The 16,813-nt window shown below is 58.8% G+C and carries 7 protein-coding genes; all 7 read right to left on the bottom strand.

Annotation, left to right across the window (positions count from 1 at the left end; genetic code table 11):
* Positions 1–12: 12 nt before the first annotated feature.
* The 7 genes from AACW30_RS08085 to AACW30_RS08055 all read right to left on the bottom strand — a co-directional run bounded on the left by AACW30_RS08085 (position 13) and on the right by AACW30_RS08055 (position 16,598).
* Positions 13–723 carry a flagellar hook-basal body protein gene (locus AACW30_RS08085; RefSeq protein ID WP_200624689.1) on the bottom strand — a complete coding sequence of 237 codons (711 nt, stop codon included), beginning with the start codon at positions 721–723 and terminating at the stop codon, positions 13–15.
* On the bottom strand, positions 720–2,801 hold the full coding sequence (locus tag AACW30_RS08080) for a flagellar biosynthesis protein FlhA (protein ID WP_200624688.1): 2,082 nt from the start codon (positions 2,799–2,801) through the stop codon (positions 720–722). Before AACW30_RS08080 ends, AACW30_RS08085 begins: the two co-directional genes overlap by 4 nt.
* Positions 2,798–3,871, bottom strand: coding sequence for an EscU/YscU/HrcU family type III secretion system export apparatus switch protein (locus AACW30_RS08075; protein WP_200624687.1), 1,074 nt, complete (start codon positions 3,869–3,871; stop codon positions 2,798–2,800). Before AACW30_RS08075 ends, AACW30_RS08080 begins: the two co-directional genes overlap by 4 nt.
* A complete protein-coding gene (locus tag AACW30_RS08070) occupies positions 3,868–4,611 on the bottom strand; it encodes a flagellar biosynthetic protein FliR (RefSeq protein WP_200624686.1) in 744 nt (247 codons plus the stop codon). Before AACW30_RS08070 ends, AACW30_RS08075 begins: the two co-directional genes overlap by 4 nt.
* A 2-nt stretch (positions 4,612–4,613) precedes the next feature.
* On the bottom strand, positions 4,614–4,877 hold the full coding sequence (locus AACW30_RS08065; protein WP_200624685.1) for a flagellar biosynthetic protein FliQ: 264 nt from the start codon (positions 4,875–4,877) through the stop codon (positions 4,614–4,616).
* A gap of 298 nt (positions 4,878–5,175) precedes the next feature.
* Positions 5,176–5,610, bottom strand: coding sequence for a tetratricopeptide repeat protein (locus AACW30_RS08060; protein ID WP_200624684.1), 435 nt, complete (start codon positions 5,608–5,610; stop codon positions 5,176–5,178).
* A 5-nt stretch (positions 5,611–5,615) separates the two neighbouring features.
* The gene (locus AACW30_RS08055) at positions 5,616–16,598 is read right to left on the bottom strand and encodes a LysM peptidoglycan-binding domain-containing protein (protein WP_200624683.1); all 10,983 of its coding nucleotides are present in this window, start codon (positions 16,596–16,598) and stop codon (positions 5,616–5,618) included.
* Positions 16,599–16,813: the final 215 nt, after the last annotated feature.

Raw genomic sequence — 16,813 nt, 5'->3', positions numbered from 1 at the left:
CGCACTCCCTGGTCAGTCCTTGCCCAATTGATTGATCCCGCTGTTCAGCAACCCGTCGTAGGCCGACAAGGCGCGCTGCAGGGTTTCGACGTGTCGCGACACTTCCATCATCTTCACCATATCGGTGCCCATGGCCGCGTTGGAACGCTCCAGCGAGCCTTGGTGCACCACATACTGCGTGGCCGGTTGCCAGGCGCCGTCTGCCGAATAGAGCCCGGCGCCACGCGAAACCAGATCACCCGCGCGCGCAATATGCACCAGGTTGAGCTGCCCTACCGGCGCGTCATCCACGCTCACTTCACCCTGGCTGCTCACCTTGATCACGCCGCCGCCCACCTGGATGGGGCCGCCCTGGCCGAGCACCGGGAAGCCCGCATTGCTCACCAGCAAGCCCTGGTTATCCACGCGAAAACGGCCGTCACGCGTGAGCGCCGCGCCTTGCGGCGTATGCACGGCGAACCAGGCGTCGCCCGACAACGCCAGGTCCGTGACCCGCCCGGTGTACTGCAACGCACCACCGTCGGTGTTGATCGAGGTTTGGGTGTGCAGGCCATCCAGCCCGACGGCCACACCCGAGGCCGGTTGTTCCAAGGCCTGCACGCTGAACGCGCGCCCGGCCTTGTAGCCGGTGGTATTGGCATTGGCGACGTTTTGCGACACCTCTTTCAAGGTATCGATATCGCGCTGGATCACTCCAGCCAGTTGCATGATCATGTCGCTCATGCCGTCTCCAGGCTGGGGAACCCAGGCAAATCAATCATTCCGGCCGAGGTCACACGCGCATGCTGGCCGACTTCATTTACCGACAGCACCGCCATATGCGGCACCGCCCGTGACATGAAGGCGCGCAACACGCGTCGTAATGGCGCGGCACACAGCAACACCGGCTGCTGGTTGTCGCTCAGTTGGCGCTCGGCTTCGCGGGCTACCGTGGTCACAAAGCGCTCCAGTTCCTGGGCCGGCAGCAATGCGCTCTGCTGGCCCTCACGCGGGCGGGAGGCGGCAAGCATATAGCCTTCCAGTTGCGGGGCGATCGTGAGCACATTGAGCTCGCCATTCTTATCCACCAACCGCTCGTACAACGCAGCGCCCAGTCGCTCACGGACGCGCTCGGCCAAGTCTTCGGCGTTTTTTTGCGTGCGCCCGGCGTCCACCAGCACCTCAAGGATGGTTTCCAGGTTGCGCACCGGCACTTGCTCGCGCAGGAGCAACTGCAGCACGCGCTGAATATCGGAGTAACTGAGCACTTGGGGAATCAACTCATCCACCAGGCTGCCCAGCCCGGCACGCTTGCTCTCGACCAACCGTTCGGTCTCCGCGCGGGTCAGGAAGTCCGGCGCGTAACGACGGGCCAGTTCGGAGAGGTGGGTGAGCAACACAGTGTCCGGCTCAACCAGGGTGTAGCCGCCCATGCGCGCCGGGTTGCGCAAGGCTTGATCGATCCAGAGCGCCTTGAGGCCATAGGTCGGCTCTTTGGTCTCACGCCCTTCAAGCGTCACCGCCCCACCGCCGGGGTTGATGGCCAGTAACTTGTCAAACTCCAGCTCGCCGTTGGCCACCACCGCGCCTTGGACGCACACCTGATAAGTGCCGGCTGAAAGTTTTTTGTCTGCGTGTACACTGAGTTGCGGCAAGGCAAAACCGTAATCGCGGGCGAACTGTTTGCGCAGGTTGTCGATCCGCAGGCTCAAGGTGCTGGTGGCGGCCAACACCTGCGCGGCCAAGTCATTGCTCAGGCGCAGTTCAAAGGCGTCATTGTTCATCAATGCGTAGATATCATCCGAGGCCGTCTCGGCTTTGGCCGGCGTGTCACCAGACACTGATTCGCCCTTGGCTTTGCGCTGCAACTGGCGAAACGAATAGGCGGCCGCGGCGGCAAAGGCCAGAAACAGCATCAACAACGGCACCAGGGGCAAGCCCGGCAGCATGGCCAGCAGCAACGTTACGAGCGCCACCACCACCAGCGTCTTGGGGTAAGCCGAGACTTGCCGGCCCAGCTCCGGCCCCAGGCGCGCATCAGTGGCCGCGCGGGTAATGATGATGCCGGCGGCCACCGCAATGATCAGCGACGGGATCTGCGTGACGATACCGTCGCCCACGGTCAGCAAGGTGTAGTGATGCAGTGCATCGCCCCAGCTCTGGCCCTTTTGCAAAATGCCCACCGACAGGCCGCCGATGATGTTGATCGCAATGATCACAATCCCGGCAATCGCATCGCCTTTGACGAATTTGGAGGCGCCGTCCATGGCGCCGTAAAAATTTGATTCGCGCTCCAATTGGCTGCGCCGGCGCTTGGCCTCGTCCTGATCGATAATGCCCATGTTCAGGTCGGCATCAATGCTCATCTGCTTGCCCGGCAGCGAGTCCAGGGTAAAGCGCGCGGCCACCTCCGCGACCCGTTGCGCACCGCTGGTGACCACCACGTATTGCACCACCACCAGAATCAGGAACACCACAAAACCGATTACATAATTGCCGCCCACCACATGCGTGCCGATCGCGGCGATCACCTGGCCGGCATCGCCGTCCGCCAGAATCAGGCGTGTCGCGGAGATGTTCAGCGCCAGGCGAAACAACGTGGTCATCAGCAGCAGCGAAGGGAACGTCGAGAAGCTCAAGGGCTTGTCGATATCAAAGGTCACCAGCAACACCAACAGTGCGACGGCAAAGTTGGTCAGCAGCAACAGGTCGAGCAACCAGGTTGGAATAGGCGTGAACAGCACCAGCAAAACGCCGATGACGGCGACGGCCAACAACAGGTCGCTGCTTTCCGCCAAGGCGCGCGTGAAGAACGGCTTCATGGGTTCAGCACCTTGTTGCCGGGCAGCGCAATCACCCAACGATAGACCCGCGCCACATCGGTTTGCGTGCTGTCCGGAATCGCCGAGTCAACCCGCGCCAGTGCGTGCAGGGTACGCGCCAGTGGCGGCCGGCGCAGAATCGGCACCCGGTGCTTGCGCGCCATCTGGCAGATGCGCCAGGCATGCAAGCCGCGCCCGATGGCCAACACCTTGGGCGCCAGCATGCTTGCCGGACGGTACTGCAGGGCCACGGCGTAGTGCGTCGGGTTGGTGATGATCACATCGGCGTCCTGGACCTGCCCCAGGGCAGAGGCCTTTTTCAGCAGCGCCTGCTGAATGCCTTTGCGCTTGGCACGCACCTCGGGGTCGCCTTCGCGACGCTTGTGCTCATCCTTGGTTTCACGCTTGCTCATGCGCATTTGCCGGCCAAACTCGCGCCGCGAATACCACACATCAAACAGCGCGGCGGCGGCCATGATCGACAGCACGGTAAAGCCCAGCTGCATCAGCAATTGCTTGCCGGCCAGGGGCAGCTCCATCGGTGAAACGCTGGCCATACTCAACAGGCGCGGCAGCAGGCTCTGGAACAGGTAATACAGCACCAGCGCAAACAGCCCGCCCTTGACCAGCACCTTGAGCAGTTCTACAAACATACGCCGCGAAAAAATGCGCTTGAGCCCCTGGATAGGGTTAAGCCGCTTGAAGTCGGGTTTGATCGCAAACGCCGAAAACACTGGCCCGCTGAACAACAGGTTGGTCAACACCGCCACCAGCAACAGCGCGCCGATCAGTGGCAAAAAGGCGTACAGCACTTGCCGCACGCTGTAGCCACCCTGCTCGCCCAGGTAACCAAAGCTTGTGCCCATCTGCCCGGCGTTGCCCAGCCACCAATGGGTGTGGGCCGCAATCACGCCGGCAAGCGGCGCGGCGATGGCCGAGAACACCATCAGAAAGGTGATGATCATGGCAAACGACAACAGGTCGGGGCTGCGCGGCACCTGGCCTTTCTTGCGCGCCTCTTCGAGTTTGTAGGGCGTGGCCTCTTCACTCTTGTCCTGTTGATCGCTCATGGCGCACCTGCGGGTGACAGCGCAAAGCGCAAGGCGTTTTCGATCAACAACGGCACGCGCTGAACAATGATCGGCAAGGTCAGGATCAGGATAAAAATGCCGACGCCAAGTTTGATCGGCAGCGACAGGAAATACACATTCGCCTGCGGCATAGAACGTGAGAGCAGCGCAAACGCCATGTCGATCAACCACAACCCAAGGATCACGGGCACCACAATCATGAACGCCAGTAAAAATTGCTGGGTGAGCACGCCCATCACCGGGCCGGAAAAATTCAACAGCGAGACACTGCCCGGTGGCACCGCGACCAGGATCAGGCTGAACACCCGCAGCAAGTCGTGATGCAGGTTCAAGGTCACAAACAGAATGCCCAGGGTCCACACCAACACTTCGGCGACCAGGCCGGTCATGTTCGAAGTACCCGGGTCGAAGACGCCGGCGGCGTTCAAGCCGATCTGCGTGTCGATAAGCTTGCCGGCCATGTCCAGCCCGGCATGGGCCGCGTGAAAAGCAAAGGCCATCAACGCGCCCAGCATCAACTCACCCAGCACTGACGACAGGCTCAGAAGCGGCATGCCCACCCCATTCAAGGAAATGGCCAGGACGGCTGACAACACCAATGCGAGCAGCACCCGAACCGTCATGGGCAAGCGTGAGAAAAAGATAATCGGGGCGACAACCACCAACGGCGCCAGCCTCATGGAGATGAGGAACAGGCTGGCCAGGTACGGCGTCAACACAGCTAGAAACCAGCGGCTTGAGTAAGGGCACTGAGCGCGAACTGCTTGAGCATCGTCAGCATCCAACTGCCCAGCACCAACAGCATCACCACGGTGATGATCAGTTTAGGAATAAAGGTGAGGGTCATTTCCTGGATCTGCGTGGCCACCTGAAGAATGCTGACCAACAGGCCAACGATCAGGATCGCCAAGAGCAAGGGCGCGGCAACCATGGCTGCAGTGAGCAGCGCTTCCTTGAGCGCGTACAGCATGAAGTCCTGTGTCATCCATGTCCCCAGGCAGGCGTTTGGCTTGGCCGGAGCGAGTGTGTCACTCGTAGATCCGTGGCGATTGGCCATTATTTATCGGTAGATAATAGCCAGATCAGAAATGGGACGACAAGGGGGGCGAAGAATAAAAATCAACAATATTTAAAAAGAACAGGTGAGTCTTTGATGGACGAGGACGCCAGCTTGACTCCGACGGGCGTTACAGATGCACTCGTGTTCGCTTCAAGCTTTGCTCAGGCCACGTGCAAAACCGCACCTGAGCTAATGCTGAGTCGTCGCTGATCATTACTCTGTATCAGAGTATGGCACGCGTTTTCAAAAAGCTCAGGTAGTGCGAGCTTTCATTCGCGAAAATCTCTGGTCCCGCCCCCATGTAAGCGCGCATCAGCTCGTCCGCTGCGCGATCCTCTTGTCCTTCATCGAGATAAACCTGCCCAAGCCGCAGGTGCAAAAATGGGTTACCGACGCCTCCGGGACAAGTCATTGCATACTCCAATGCATCACGCGCAGAACCTTTGTAACCAGATAAAAAACATGCATCGGCTATCGCGGCCAAAATCCAGGTAGAGGCCTCCCAGTCATTTTTGGGTTCGGGAATTAACTGCCAGGCGTTATTGTACTGAGCTACTGCCTCCTCATATTTTTCTTCTTCAGCCAATGCATCACCAACACGTGAATAGTCTTTTATTTTTTCGTGTAAATCTGCATCAAGCTCCAGACTCGTACTCATAACGATTACCTTCTAAGCAGTGTGAATTCTGGGGTGTTAGGTGGTAGGTACATTTGGCGTAATAAAGCACCTTCAGAACGGTTCTGAGAGCTCGGCTGCAGCACATAATTTTTCGAATCGAGCATAAACTTTCGAACCTCTGGCGCTTTGGCTCCATAACTTCTACCTGTGCTGTTCCACCAGGAGACGGCATCAACAACATGCGCCATATCTACTTTGGAGTCTATCCGAACCAGCTGGCCCCCCTCCAGTACCAGTTGTAAATTGTTAGGGTTTCCGCGTAAGAGAGGCCCTTCACCTACGATCAAGCCGTCCGCCCGCATGCGTTCCACTACCTCTCGACCTGTTCGGGAATATTTATCCGGAGTCGCCCCCATATATAAAAACCTGGCACTCGCGGCCTTTGCTCCTGAAACGGAAAGCTCTGTGGCACCCATGACCGGCGATGAAATGGGGACGTCCAAATCACCTAAGACGACTCTGTCGATTTGCAGCGCACGTGGCAGTAAAGCGTCGACCTTGTCAACCATTGTAATCGCTGCGGGCGTTAACATGCGCCCACCCATAGCGCCCATAGGTCCAAACTGTGCACCGAGCACCATCAGATCGGTACTGGCTTGTTCGAAACTTCGATTACTGATCGCCGCCCAAGCAATCGGTGTGACGTTTGCCCCAGCCCACAATGCGTTTAAGCCCTTAGCCCCAATATTGTAAACGCTAGCGCCTGCAGCATTTGCCAAATCCAAGGGGAGGAAACCAGAGTCCTTCAATTGATCATTAGTACTTAAAAGGTCTGTATCGCTATTAACCGAAGCTGAAAACCATGGGCGAATGCCTGATTTTTCACCAAAAACAGATTCATATAAACCGCTTTCAAGAACCCCCCCGTTTGCACGAGCTCTCCTAGACAAATATTTCAGATCGTCACTGGTTAACGTATCAGGATACTGCCCACTATCAAGTATCCTCTGGAATTGGTTGTCCGCTAGAGAGGCTGTAAGTTGTTCAATTGAGTCCGTGCTGCGTTGAATTTGGTGCAACATATAGTCACCTAGCGTATTCCCAAACGCGTCGGCTGCCACTTGCCCGAAATCAGGTTGAGCACCTCCAAACCACTTATCTTTCAAAACCGCTGAAGCATAAGCACTGACTTGCCCACGCACCGTTGAACTCACTACTCCCGGGCCGTTACCACCGACGTACCCGGCAACGGCAGCTCCGACCGCAGACGCCGCAACATTGCGCCAACTGAACGAGTTATCCAGCCCCACCACCCGGCTGGCGATCTGGCTGTTGGCATAGTTGAAAGTTCCCAGTGCCGCGTAGCCGGTGCCGTAGGTACCTCCAGACTTCATGGCTTCTGCCGCAGTGCTTGCCCATGAGCCCAGAGTGCCAGCCTGCGCCAAGGTGCCAAAACCAGAACTAATTCCTGCTGTCAGCCCGCCGAGCGCTACTTGCTTCCACGAAAAATCATCCACGACTCCCATGGCCCTGCCAGCCAACTGTGATGCCGCGCTTCCAACGACACCACCCAGTACCGCAGCCCCTAAACCAGCCCATCCGGCTGCGCCCGACAGTACTGCTGCTCCCGTCAACGCGAGACTGCCGACAGCGGTTGAGCTTGCAACAGCAGCGGCCACTGGGGCGGCCGCTCCGGCAGTCAGAACCGTGGCAACCACTGCCACTACCACCATGACGACAGTGGCAAGACCGCTGCTTTTCTTTTTCTTCGGTTTGGGTGGCGGGGGGGGAGGCAGCGGAGTAGGTGTTGTATCGCCTATAATTTCATCGGCGCTATAAGGTTTAAAGGTAGTGGCGTCATTGTGAGTACTTCCAACTATATTAGGGATGCGCAACGTGGTACCCGGAACAAGATTACTGCCAGGATCAATCGCATTGGCATCTGCAATGAGGTACCACATAGCCGAATCGCCCCACACCAACTGGGCAATACTTTTGAGCGTGTCACCTTGACTAATAATGTAACTACTCGACGTCCTGGCAGGATAGTCAGGTGAGATTGGTTTCAGGGTATCTGTAATTTCAGGAACACTGGCACTCCCCACATTCGCGACAGCCCCACCTTGAGAGTAAATATAGTTCTGATACGCCCCATTCCCATCTTTCCAAGCAATAATCTGACCTTCCGCATTTGTGGCGAATCCTCGCACCTCGCCTGCTTGCGTAAAAATAAAAAGAAGATCTCCTCTACCAGAATATATCAGAGACGTTTTTCCGGGTTGACTAGCTTGCGTCGATACAACTGTTGTACCACCCTCTTTATAGCTATCGAACAACGCATATCGCTTACTGTATGAGTTTTGAAAGCCCACCGTAAAACCATCACTATTATAAACAACAGTTCTATACGCAACTTGATTCCCAACTGAGTCAAACATCCCGCTCTCGCCAAAATAACTGGCTTGAGACAGGCGTTGATTACCCCCACTTACAACATATGAGGTCTGACTTATAAGCTGGCCATCACCCCGATAACTGTATGCGTTCCCCCCCGTTGCCACCCCGCCCGAATAATTAGTCTGCGAATCTTGCTGCCCTAGAAAATTGTAGGTATTCGCAAACTTCAGCACGGCAATACCTGCCGCCTGAACAGGTGCTGTACTACCACCACCTAACGCACGAACCAACTCCCGAGTTCCGAGGCCCAGCACCTGCCCCAGGTCATTATAACCATACTCAACGCGCTGATATATATCCGTTTGCCCAGAGGTTCTATCCCATACTTCTGAAGTATATCTGCGGCCATTGACGTCATAGGTGATAGCTTGCCCCTTTGCCTTAGCGCCTTGCTTCCCTGCTATTATGGCACCCTCTGCCAGCATGCCATTGTCAATGGTCACCCTACCTTCCAAGTCATACTTGTACCACTTATCAATAATACTTCTTGCATTACCAGCGGCCGTCGTATCCATGTATGCGCGACGCCGATTCCCCAATTCGTCGTAACTATAAGAAAGTACATCAATGCGTGCAGAGTTATCCCCGCCCGGATTGGTCGCACTCTTCAAGCGCGAGGCCTCATCAAACGAAAAGCGATTATCTGAAGTCCCTACAGCTTTAAATGCCCCCCAAAGCGGGACGTCTATCCAATTACTATTTACTTCCCTAACCTTTGCTGAGGACAAATCATAATGGTAAGACGTTACACGCCCGTCCGCCCCAAACTCACTACTCCAATAAAACTTATACTCCGCCCCTTTAACCAAACCATTTGCATAATAACTGTATGTGAGTTTATCGGGAGCTATTTCATAGTCCGGCACATCTTCCCAGTACCCTACCCCAGTACTGGTTTCGGATGCCACCTGACCAAAACTTGTATAGGTATACGTAAACACTCGCCCCTTAAGATCTTTATGCCCTACGAGTCGACCATAAACCCCCTCATCAAAAGTCCAACTAAGATAGTTACCTAACCCATCAGCATCCTTAACTTTTCGACCAAATTCATTATATTCAGTTATTTTCTCTACCCTAGACTCGCTCCGCGTCCTTACAATATTCCCTCGTTCGTCGAAAAGGGTGTAACGCACATTACCAGCCACACCTGAAACAGTACTGGACCCGTTTGTGTTTGCAGTACTGACCAATGTCTCTTCAACCGCACTGCTCCCACTGATCTCCCCGACCAACCGCCCCGCCTGGTCATACTGATTTGTCAACAACGTCACGGCGGCGCCATTGCGCACAACCCCATGGCTGACCTGACGATTCATCGCGTCATAACCGTCCACCAGCACCACGCCCAGTGCATCCTGGGTGGCCACACGGTTGCCGTGTACGTCCATCAGGTAGGTGCGCATGTACCCCAGTGCGTCGAAATCGCGCAGCAACTCGCCGACTTGGTTGTACTGATGCTGGCGTGTGCGCAAGACGGTGCTGGCAGGCACACCGGCATAAGGCCCCACCAAGTCCACCTCCTGGATCAACAGCCCCTGCACGTCGTAGCGCTTTTCATGGATCAGACTGGCGCGGTAGCTGGTGCCGTTTTCACGCAGGATGTCGGTGACCGGCAAGGTTTCCGTCAGTTGCTTGTTGTTGTGATCGTAGGTGTAGGTGGTGACGTAGCCGCGCGCGTCGGTGCGGGTCAGCAGGTTGCCCCAGCGGTCGTAGCTCTGGCGGATGATCGGCGTGGCCAGTGTGAGGTTGATGTTGTTGAGGGTGTCGGCGTTGATGTTGGCTTCAAACGCCGGCAGATGCTGCTCCAGTGCTCGCCCGAGCACGTCGTAGCGGGTGTAGGTGATGCGATCATCGGCGGCGGTATTGACGTCGCCGAGTTGGTTGCTGCGGCTGGCCTTGGCATTGAGGTCGTAGTCGACTTGGGTGATGCCCTGGGCATTTTGCTGCTGGGTCACGCGCCCGGCCTGGTCGTAGTAATAGGCCGCTTGCAGGTAGCCATTCAACAACTGGCTGGTAACCTCGCCAAAACGGTTGTACACCGCTGAGTTGTTGGTGGTTTTCTGGGTGTTGTCGGCGGCGGTGTACCAGTCGGTGGTGGACAGTTGCTGGCCCAGCGCATCGTAGGTGTAGCCACGTCGAATGGTCTGGATGCGCGTGACGGCCGCGCCGCCCACCGTCCAGCCACTGAGTGTGATGTTGATCTGGCGGCTTTCTTCCACGCGCCGGCCCGCCGCGTCGACCTTGTAGGACTGCGCCGAGCCGCTGGCATCGATGTTTTGCACCTCGTAACCCGCCGCGTCAAAGCGTGTGCGGGTGACACGGGTGGCACCGGCTTGCTGGTTGCCCGTCGAATCCACACCGGCACTTTCGGTTTCGCTCACGACCTGGCCGAACGCATTGAGGGCGTAGGTGGTGGTGGGTGACGCATAGACGATCCCGGCCGCAAAAGGGTCCACTGCGCCGTTTTTCGCCGTGGCGCGGGCGGGTTCGACCAGCCGCACGGTTTGCCCCAGGGCGTTGTATTCCGTGGAAGTGACGTTGCCTGCCGCGTCCACCACTGCACGTACGTTGCCCACGCCGTCGTAGTGCATCTGGCTGACCATCAGGTTGCCCACCACCGCCACGGCCGACGCCGCGCCGGACTGGCCATTGATGATCTGCTGCCAGTACCGCACGCCTTCCTGGGTCACTTGGTTCAAGCGGCCCATGGCGTCGTATTCAAAACGTGTGCTGCGGTCGTTGGCGCTGGCCGGCGGCGGGCTTGGCGGATTGCTGTCTTCCCAGCCGCTCAGGCCGTTGGCGTACTCGACCTGCCGGCTGACCTTGCCCAGGATGTTGTATTCCAGGCGGGTGTAGTTGCCTTGACCATCGATGCTGCCGATGCGTTGGCCGGCCTGGTCGTAGTAGTACACATTGCTGGCGCCGATCTGTACGGTCACGCCGTTGGCGTTGCGCGCGATCAGGGTTTCACGCACCAATTGGCCCAGGGCGTTGTAGCTGTACAGCGTGGTGGGCGATGCGGTGATCAGGCTCGACGTGGCACTGTTGCCGGTGAAGGTGTAAATGCCTACCGCATCCTGCTGCACCGCTGTTTTGCGCCCCAAGGCGTCGTAGGTGGTGGTCAGCGTGCGGTCTTGTGCGGGGCTGGCTGTCAAGGTGGCGCTGGTGAGGTCGCTGGCCGTGTAAAACCCGACCGCCGGCTCCGCGGCTGCCAGGGCGTTGGCATAGCGTTTAGTGGTCAGGCGATTGCCTTGGGCATCGTAGGTGTAGGCCATCACGCCCTTGAGTGGATCAACGTCATGGGTCAGCCGCCCGAGGCTGTCGTAGACCTTGTAGCTGTCCACAAAGTCAGTGCCCGGCGCGCCGGTGTTGTTGACCCGTACGCGATTGCGCACGGCATTGCCCAAGGCATCGTAGGTCACGTCCGTGGTGACCTGCAGTGTATTGCCGGTGCCGTCCCAGGCTTGCTGATAGGCTCCGGTGACTTTGTTGTACCAGCCCGGCGCGGTGACCTGCACCTGGTGGCCGACCGCGTCGTAGGCATATCCGGTGGTCCTGGCCTGGCTCAGGTCATCCGCCGCCGGGTCGGCCGCCAATGCACCGCGCAAGCGCCCTAGGGTGCGACTGGTGACATTACTCAACGCGTCATAGGTGATACGCGTGACTTGCAGTACCGAGCGGGTGCTGACCACTCCGTTGATATCGATGCTCGACACCGCAACGGCCGGGGTTATTTCCTCGACCAGACGGTTTACGCTGTCGTAGCGATAGTTCCATACCGCGCCGTTCTTGTTGGTCAAGGTGGCGCGATTGCCCACGGCATCGTAGGTGTAGGACTCGGTCTTGCCGGTCACATCGGTCACGCTGCTCAGTTGCCCGGCGGCGTCGTAGACCGAGCGTGTCGCATACGCCAGCGCCCCCAGGTTGGTCAGCGCCGCCGTCACGCCGTCAAAGGTGCGGGGTGTACCAGCGGGCATGGCCTTGTCGTAAAGGCGGCTTTCGGTGACACGCCCCTGTTGGTCATACAGGGTTTCGGTGACCTGGTTGAGTGCGTCGATAGTCACCCGCACCCGGCCCATCTGATCATAGAGATAGCTGGTGACCTGGTCCTTGGCACTGGCGCCGATTGGAATACTGGCCGGCGCGTTGCCCAAGGCGGCCAAGGTGGCAGGGCTCAGCGCGGTAGCGAAGCGGGTGGTGCTGGCCAGCCTGCCATCGGGGTCATAAGTGTTGCGGGTGACGCCGCCAAGGGCATCCACGGTGTCTGTCAAATGCCCGGCGCTGTCATACACATACCAGGTGCTGTTGCCACCGGCATCCAGCTTGCGCGTGACTTGGTCATTGGCGTTGTAAAGGTATTGCGTGGTGAGGTTGTAGCCGTTGGGATCGATGCGCTCGGCCGTGCGGCGACCGAGGTTATCGAACACATACAGGATGACTTGCTGGTACGGATTGGCAGTGGTGCCGCGTGCCACCTGGACCTGCCGACCAAAGCCGTCATAGGTATAGGTGGTGGTCAGTTTGAGGCCGTTGGGGTCTTGCACCACCGTCAGCAACTGCCCCTTGCGGTCGTAGGCATAGTCGGTGACGCGTTGACCGGCCTCGGTCATGCGCACTTTGCGCCCCTGGCCATCAAACACATACTGCGTCGCCACCCCAGCGGCATCGGTGCGGCTGATCATGCGGTTCGCCGCGTCGTAGCCGTAGGACGTCACCCGGCCCGCCGCATCCGTCACGCTCAACAAATGCCCGACACCATCGTAAGCACTGCTGGTGGTACGACCGAGGCCGTCGGTACTGGTGAGCTGTTGGCCGTTTTTGTCGTAGCTGAAGGCCTGGGTGATGCCTTGGCTGTCGGTGACGGTCAGGGTTTGGCCGTGACGATTGCGCACGGTGGTCATGGCCAGGCCGTCCGGCGTGGTCACCACCAGTGTGCGGGTGCTGTCGTTGTAGCTGTAAGTGGTGATCAGCCCGCGCGCGTCCTGCTCGCGCAGCACTCGCCCAAAGGCGTCATATTCACGGCCCTGGGTCTGGCCGAGGGGGTCGCGTTCAACGATCACACGGCCATTGTCGAGGTAGTCGGTGCTGCTGATCTGCCCTCGCGCATCCATGCGGTGGATGACGTGCCCAAAGGCGTCGTAGACGCTGCCGGTGCCGCGCGATAAGCCGTCGACATCTTCTGCGCGCCAGATCAGTTCACCGCGCTTGTTGTAAGAGCGGTTTTCAACGATCGTCGCGCCGCTGGCGCTGATGCGCAGGCTGCCAGTCTGTTCGCCAAACAGGTTATAGCCATAACCGACGGCATTGCCCAGCGCATCGATGCTGCCTGCCAGCAAACCGGAGGTGGTGTAGGCGTAAAAGCTGCGGTTATCGTTGTTGGCATCGCGAATGGCCTGCACCAGTGCATTCACTTGCAGCGTCAACAAGCCTCCCGACAGTGACGCAGTGGTGGCCGCACTGAGCCGGTTGGTGAGGGTCGAGCGTTCGCTGGCATCGCCGAAGGCGGTGTAGCGGGTTTCACTGACTTCGCCCAAAGCGTTGATCACGTGGGTCAGGCGCCCCGCCGCGTCGTAATAGGACAGCGTGCGGTTGCCCAATGCATCACTGGCGCTGGCCACCCGGCCGGCAGCGTCATAGCGATAGGTCAGGCCGTATTGCGCGTAAACCGCAGCCACTTGGGCATCGGTCATGCCGACGGTGATACGGCCAGACGCCTCGCCCAGCAGCTTGCCAAGGGTTTGCCCGAAGGCGTCATAGCGCGTGAGCGTGCTGCGCGCTTCGGGTGTACCTTGCGCCTGGGTTTCGCGCACCAGCCGTCCGGCGGCGTCATACTCGTAGGCCGTTACCGTGCCGTCGGTGGCCGTGCGCTGGGCCACGCGCCCCTGGCCGTCAAACGCGGTGGTAGTGGTTTGCCGCGCGCTGCCGGACACGGCGGCCTTGAGCGTGGAAAACCCGGTGTTGCCGGTGACCGTCGCGGTATAGGCGGCCGCATAACGGACGGTTTGCTGGGTATTGGCGGCTTCGTCGAAGACTGTTTCGGTGACGAACTGCTGTTCATCGAGGCTGCCAATCTGCCGGCCGGCCGCATCATAGAAATACCAGCTCGACAGACCGCCGCCGTCACCCGGCCTTAGTTGGTCGAGCGTGCCGGTGTCGCGGCTGGCGGCAGCGGTAGCGGTGGCGTAACGAACGGTCTGAACCAGCCGGCCAGCGGCGTCATAGCGGTTCTCCCGCAGGTAGCCTTCGGCATCCAACTGCCCGGTCTGGCGCCCGCCGGCATCATAGAAAAACCGCGTGATGCGATCCGCGCGCTGCTGCTTCACCAACTGGCCAAGGCCGTCGTAGCTCAGGGTTGTCACCAACCCCGACGGCGCGGTGGTCGTACTCAAACGCCCGGCGGAGTCATAGGTGAACGTGGTGACGCGATCATCACCATGGGCCGGAGGCCGCACCTGCGCCACCAGGGTCACAAAGACGTACGTACCGTCGTACCCGCCGGTGGTGTCGATCAAAGTAGCGTAGCGTTTTTCCTGAACCCGCTGCCCGGCTTCGTTGTAGACAAACTCTGTGACGGCACCCAGACCGTTGATCTGTGCGCTAACCCGTCCGGCTTCGTCGTACAGCACATAGGACCGTACGCCCGTGGCGTCCTGGACCATGGTTTGCCGGCCTGCTGCGTCGTACACATACAGCGTCGAACGCGGCGTCGCATCGGCGGCGGTTTCGCTTTGGGTGATCAACCGGCCCAGGGTGTCGTAGGACTGGCTGACGGTTAGCCCTGCACTGTTGGTGGTGGTGACCGTGCGATTGAGGCCGTTATACACCGTGGTACGCGTACCGGCTGCATCGGTCTGGCTGAGCAAACGGCCCATGCCGTCATAAACCAGGGAGGTGAGCAGCGCCTTGGCGTTTCGATCCGTCCCACGCACCGCCAGCGTCTGCAGCAATTGGCCGTGTTCGCTGTAAATGAACTCGGTCACGTTCGCGGCACCGTCGAGCAGGCCTGCGCCGTTGGCGGCGACAGCGGCATATACTGCGCGGCGGCTGAGGTTGCCACGATAGTCGTAACTGAGCTCAGTCAGCGTCGAACGGGTTTTATCGCGTGCCGCCGCCCAGGTGTTCAACGCAGACTCGGAAAGCCCATCGGTGGGCGCCAGCCCCGACAGCACGAACGACGCATCCGCGTAGCTGATTTCCTGCGTACGCAGACCATTGGCGTTATAGCGATACTCCACCACCTGGCCCGCGCCATCCACGGTAAAGCGCAGGCGGTTGCTGCTGTCATAGGCGTAACGCGTGACCTGGGCGCTGCTCGCTGGCGGTTCGGTCCAGCCGCTGCCATTCCAGGTGGCCGGCACGCGATAGCGCACCTCGTTGAGCAGTTGGTTGTCGGCGCTGTAGCTGCGCGTGAGGGTGTTGCCTGCGCTGTCGCGCTCCAGGATCCGGTTGCCATTGGCGTCGTAGCCATAGCTCACCGAGTTGCCACGCCCATCGACGACTTGGGTGACATTGCCGTCGGCGTCGTAGCTGTAGCGCGTGGACAGACGCTGGCCATTGATGGCCGGCGTGCGTACCTCGATCAGTTGGTCCTCAGAGTCGTAGTAATAGCTCCACTGCTGCCCCAGCCCGTTGAGCACATCGGTGCGACGATTGGCCGTGTCATAGCTGAAACGTGTAATGCCGGAAGCGTCACTGACGATGCTGACGCGGTAATCAGAACCCACTTGTTCATAGCCGAAGTTAACAGTGGTTCCATCGCTCTGTGTGATACCAGCAATGTAGAAACTCGACTCAAAGTACGTATACGACGTGGTATAGACATTGCCATCGGCGATGCTGTTGTCTTGCGGGCTCAGGTCGGTGCTGACACTGGTCAGGCGGCCCAGGCCGTCATAGGTGTAATACACCTGGCGCGTCAGCGCCTCACCGGCCGAACGCCGCGTGTCCAGGCGCTCCAGCTTGCCGGCGGCGTTATAGTTGAGCACCAGCTCCTGACCGGAGCTGTCCTTGACGTTGTTCAAACGTCCCAGGGGGTCATAGCTGTAACTGATGCGGGTACCATTTGCATCGGTGGTGGATACCAGCTGGCCGTTCCAGTTGTAACGTTCAGTGGTGCGCCGTGAACCATCGGTCCATACCACTTGCCCTGCTGGGTCGTCCCACGTGAGGGTGTCATGCGCACCATCACCCTCGCTCGACTGATAGCGCGTCCCGTCCCAGCGATAGAGCGTTTTGTGGCCATCGCCGGTGACGCGGACCATTTGACTGCCGGCCGTGTTCAACGCACCCACCAACGTCACGCTGCGCTCGGCATCCCACCGCCAGCCATCGCCATCTCCGTCGCTGAAATCACCTCGAGTGTTGTAGGTTCGGGTATGCAGCAGATCCTGGCCAAGGCCGGATAATTGCTCATCGGTAAATCGCAGGACCAGATTACCGTTGCTGATATTGACCAGTGCCTGTCCACTCGACTGACCGAGGCTGCCCTGACCCTGCGAACCGCCGCCCAGCGAGTTGAGCGAGGTATTGAACAGACCCAATCCATTGCCGGCAACGATCGCTACCATTTCCCTGACTCCCCGACCCAACTGAACCGACGTGGCGGTTCCAAGACAATTTGGCTGTCCGCGAACGCGGTAAATCAGCCCCTCTGTCGGTACTTATGCGTCGATTTCGAGAAATGTTTAGGGCTAATGGAATTATTTTTGTTTCAATCAAAAATCGCCTTTTAACCCATGACATTGAGTAAACGCTGAGGCAATAATCCCGGGCAATGCCACGT

Source organism: Pseudomonas sp. MF6747, from assembly GCF_963890955.1.
GTDB lineage: Bacteria > Pseudomonadota > Gammaproteobacteria > Pseudomonadales > Pseudomonadaceae > Aquipseudomonas.
The sequence above is the reverse complement of the archived record's forward strand: the minus strand, read 5'-3'. Positions and strand labels throughout refer to the sequence as shown.

Excerpts from the sequence above, each read along its gene's own strand:
- AACW30_RS08085 (WP_200624689.1), bottom strand. The coding sequence starts at position 723 with ATGAGCGACATGATCATGCAACTGGCTGGAGTGATCCAGCGCGATATC.
- AACW30_RS08080 (WP_200624688.1), bottom strand. The coding sequence starts at position 2,801 with ATGAAGCCGTTCTTCACGCGCGCCTTGGCGGAAAGCAGCGACCTGTTG.
- AACW30_RS08075 (WP_200624687.1), bottom strand. The coding sequence starts at position 3,871 with ATGAGCGATCAACAGGACAAGAGTGAAGAGGCCACGCCCTACAAACTC.
- AACW30_RS08065 (WP_200624685.1), bottom strand. The coding sequence starts at position 4,877 with ATGACACAGGACTTCATGCTGTACGCGCTCAAGGAAGCGCTGCTCACT.
- AACW30_RS08060 (WP_200624684.1), bottom strand. The coding sequence starts at position 5,610 with ATGAGTACGAGTCTGGAGCTTGATGCAGATTTACACGAAAAAATAAAA.
- AACW30_RS08055 (WP_200624683.1), bottom strand. The coding sequence starts at position 16,598 with ATGGTAGCGATCGTTGCCGGCAATGGATTGGGTCTGTTCAATACCTCG.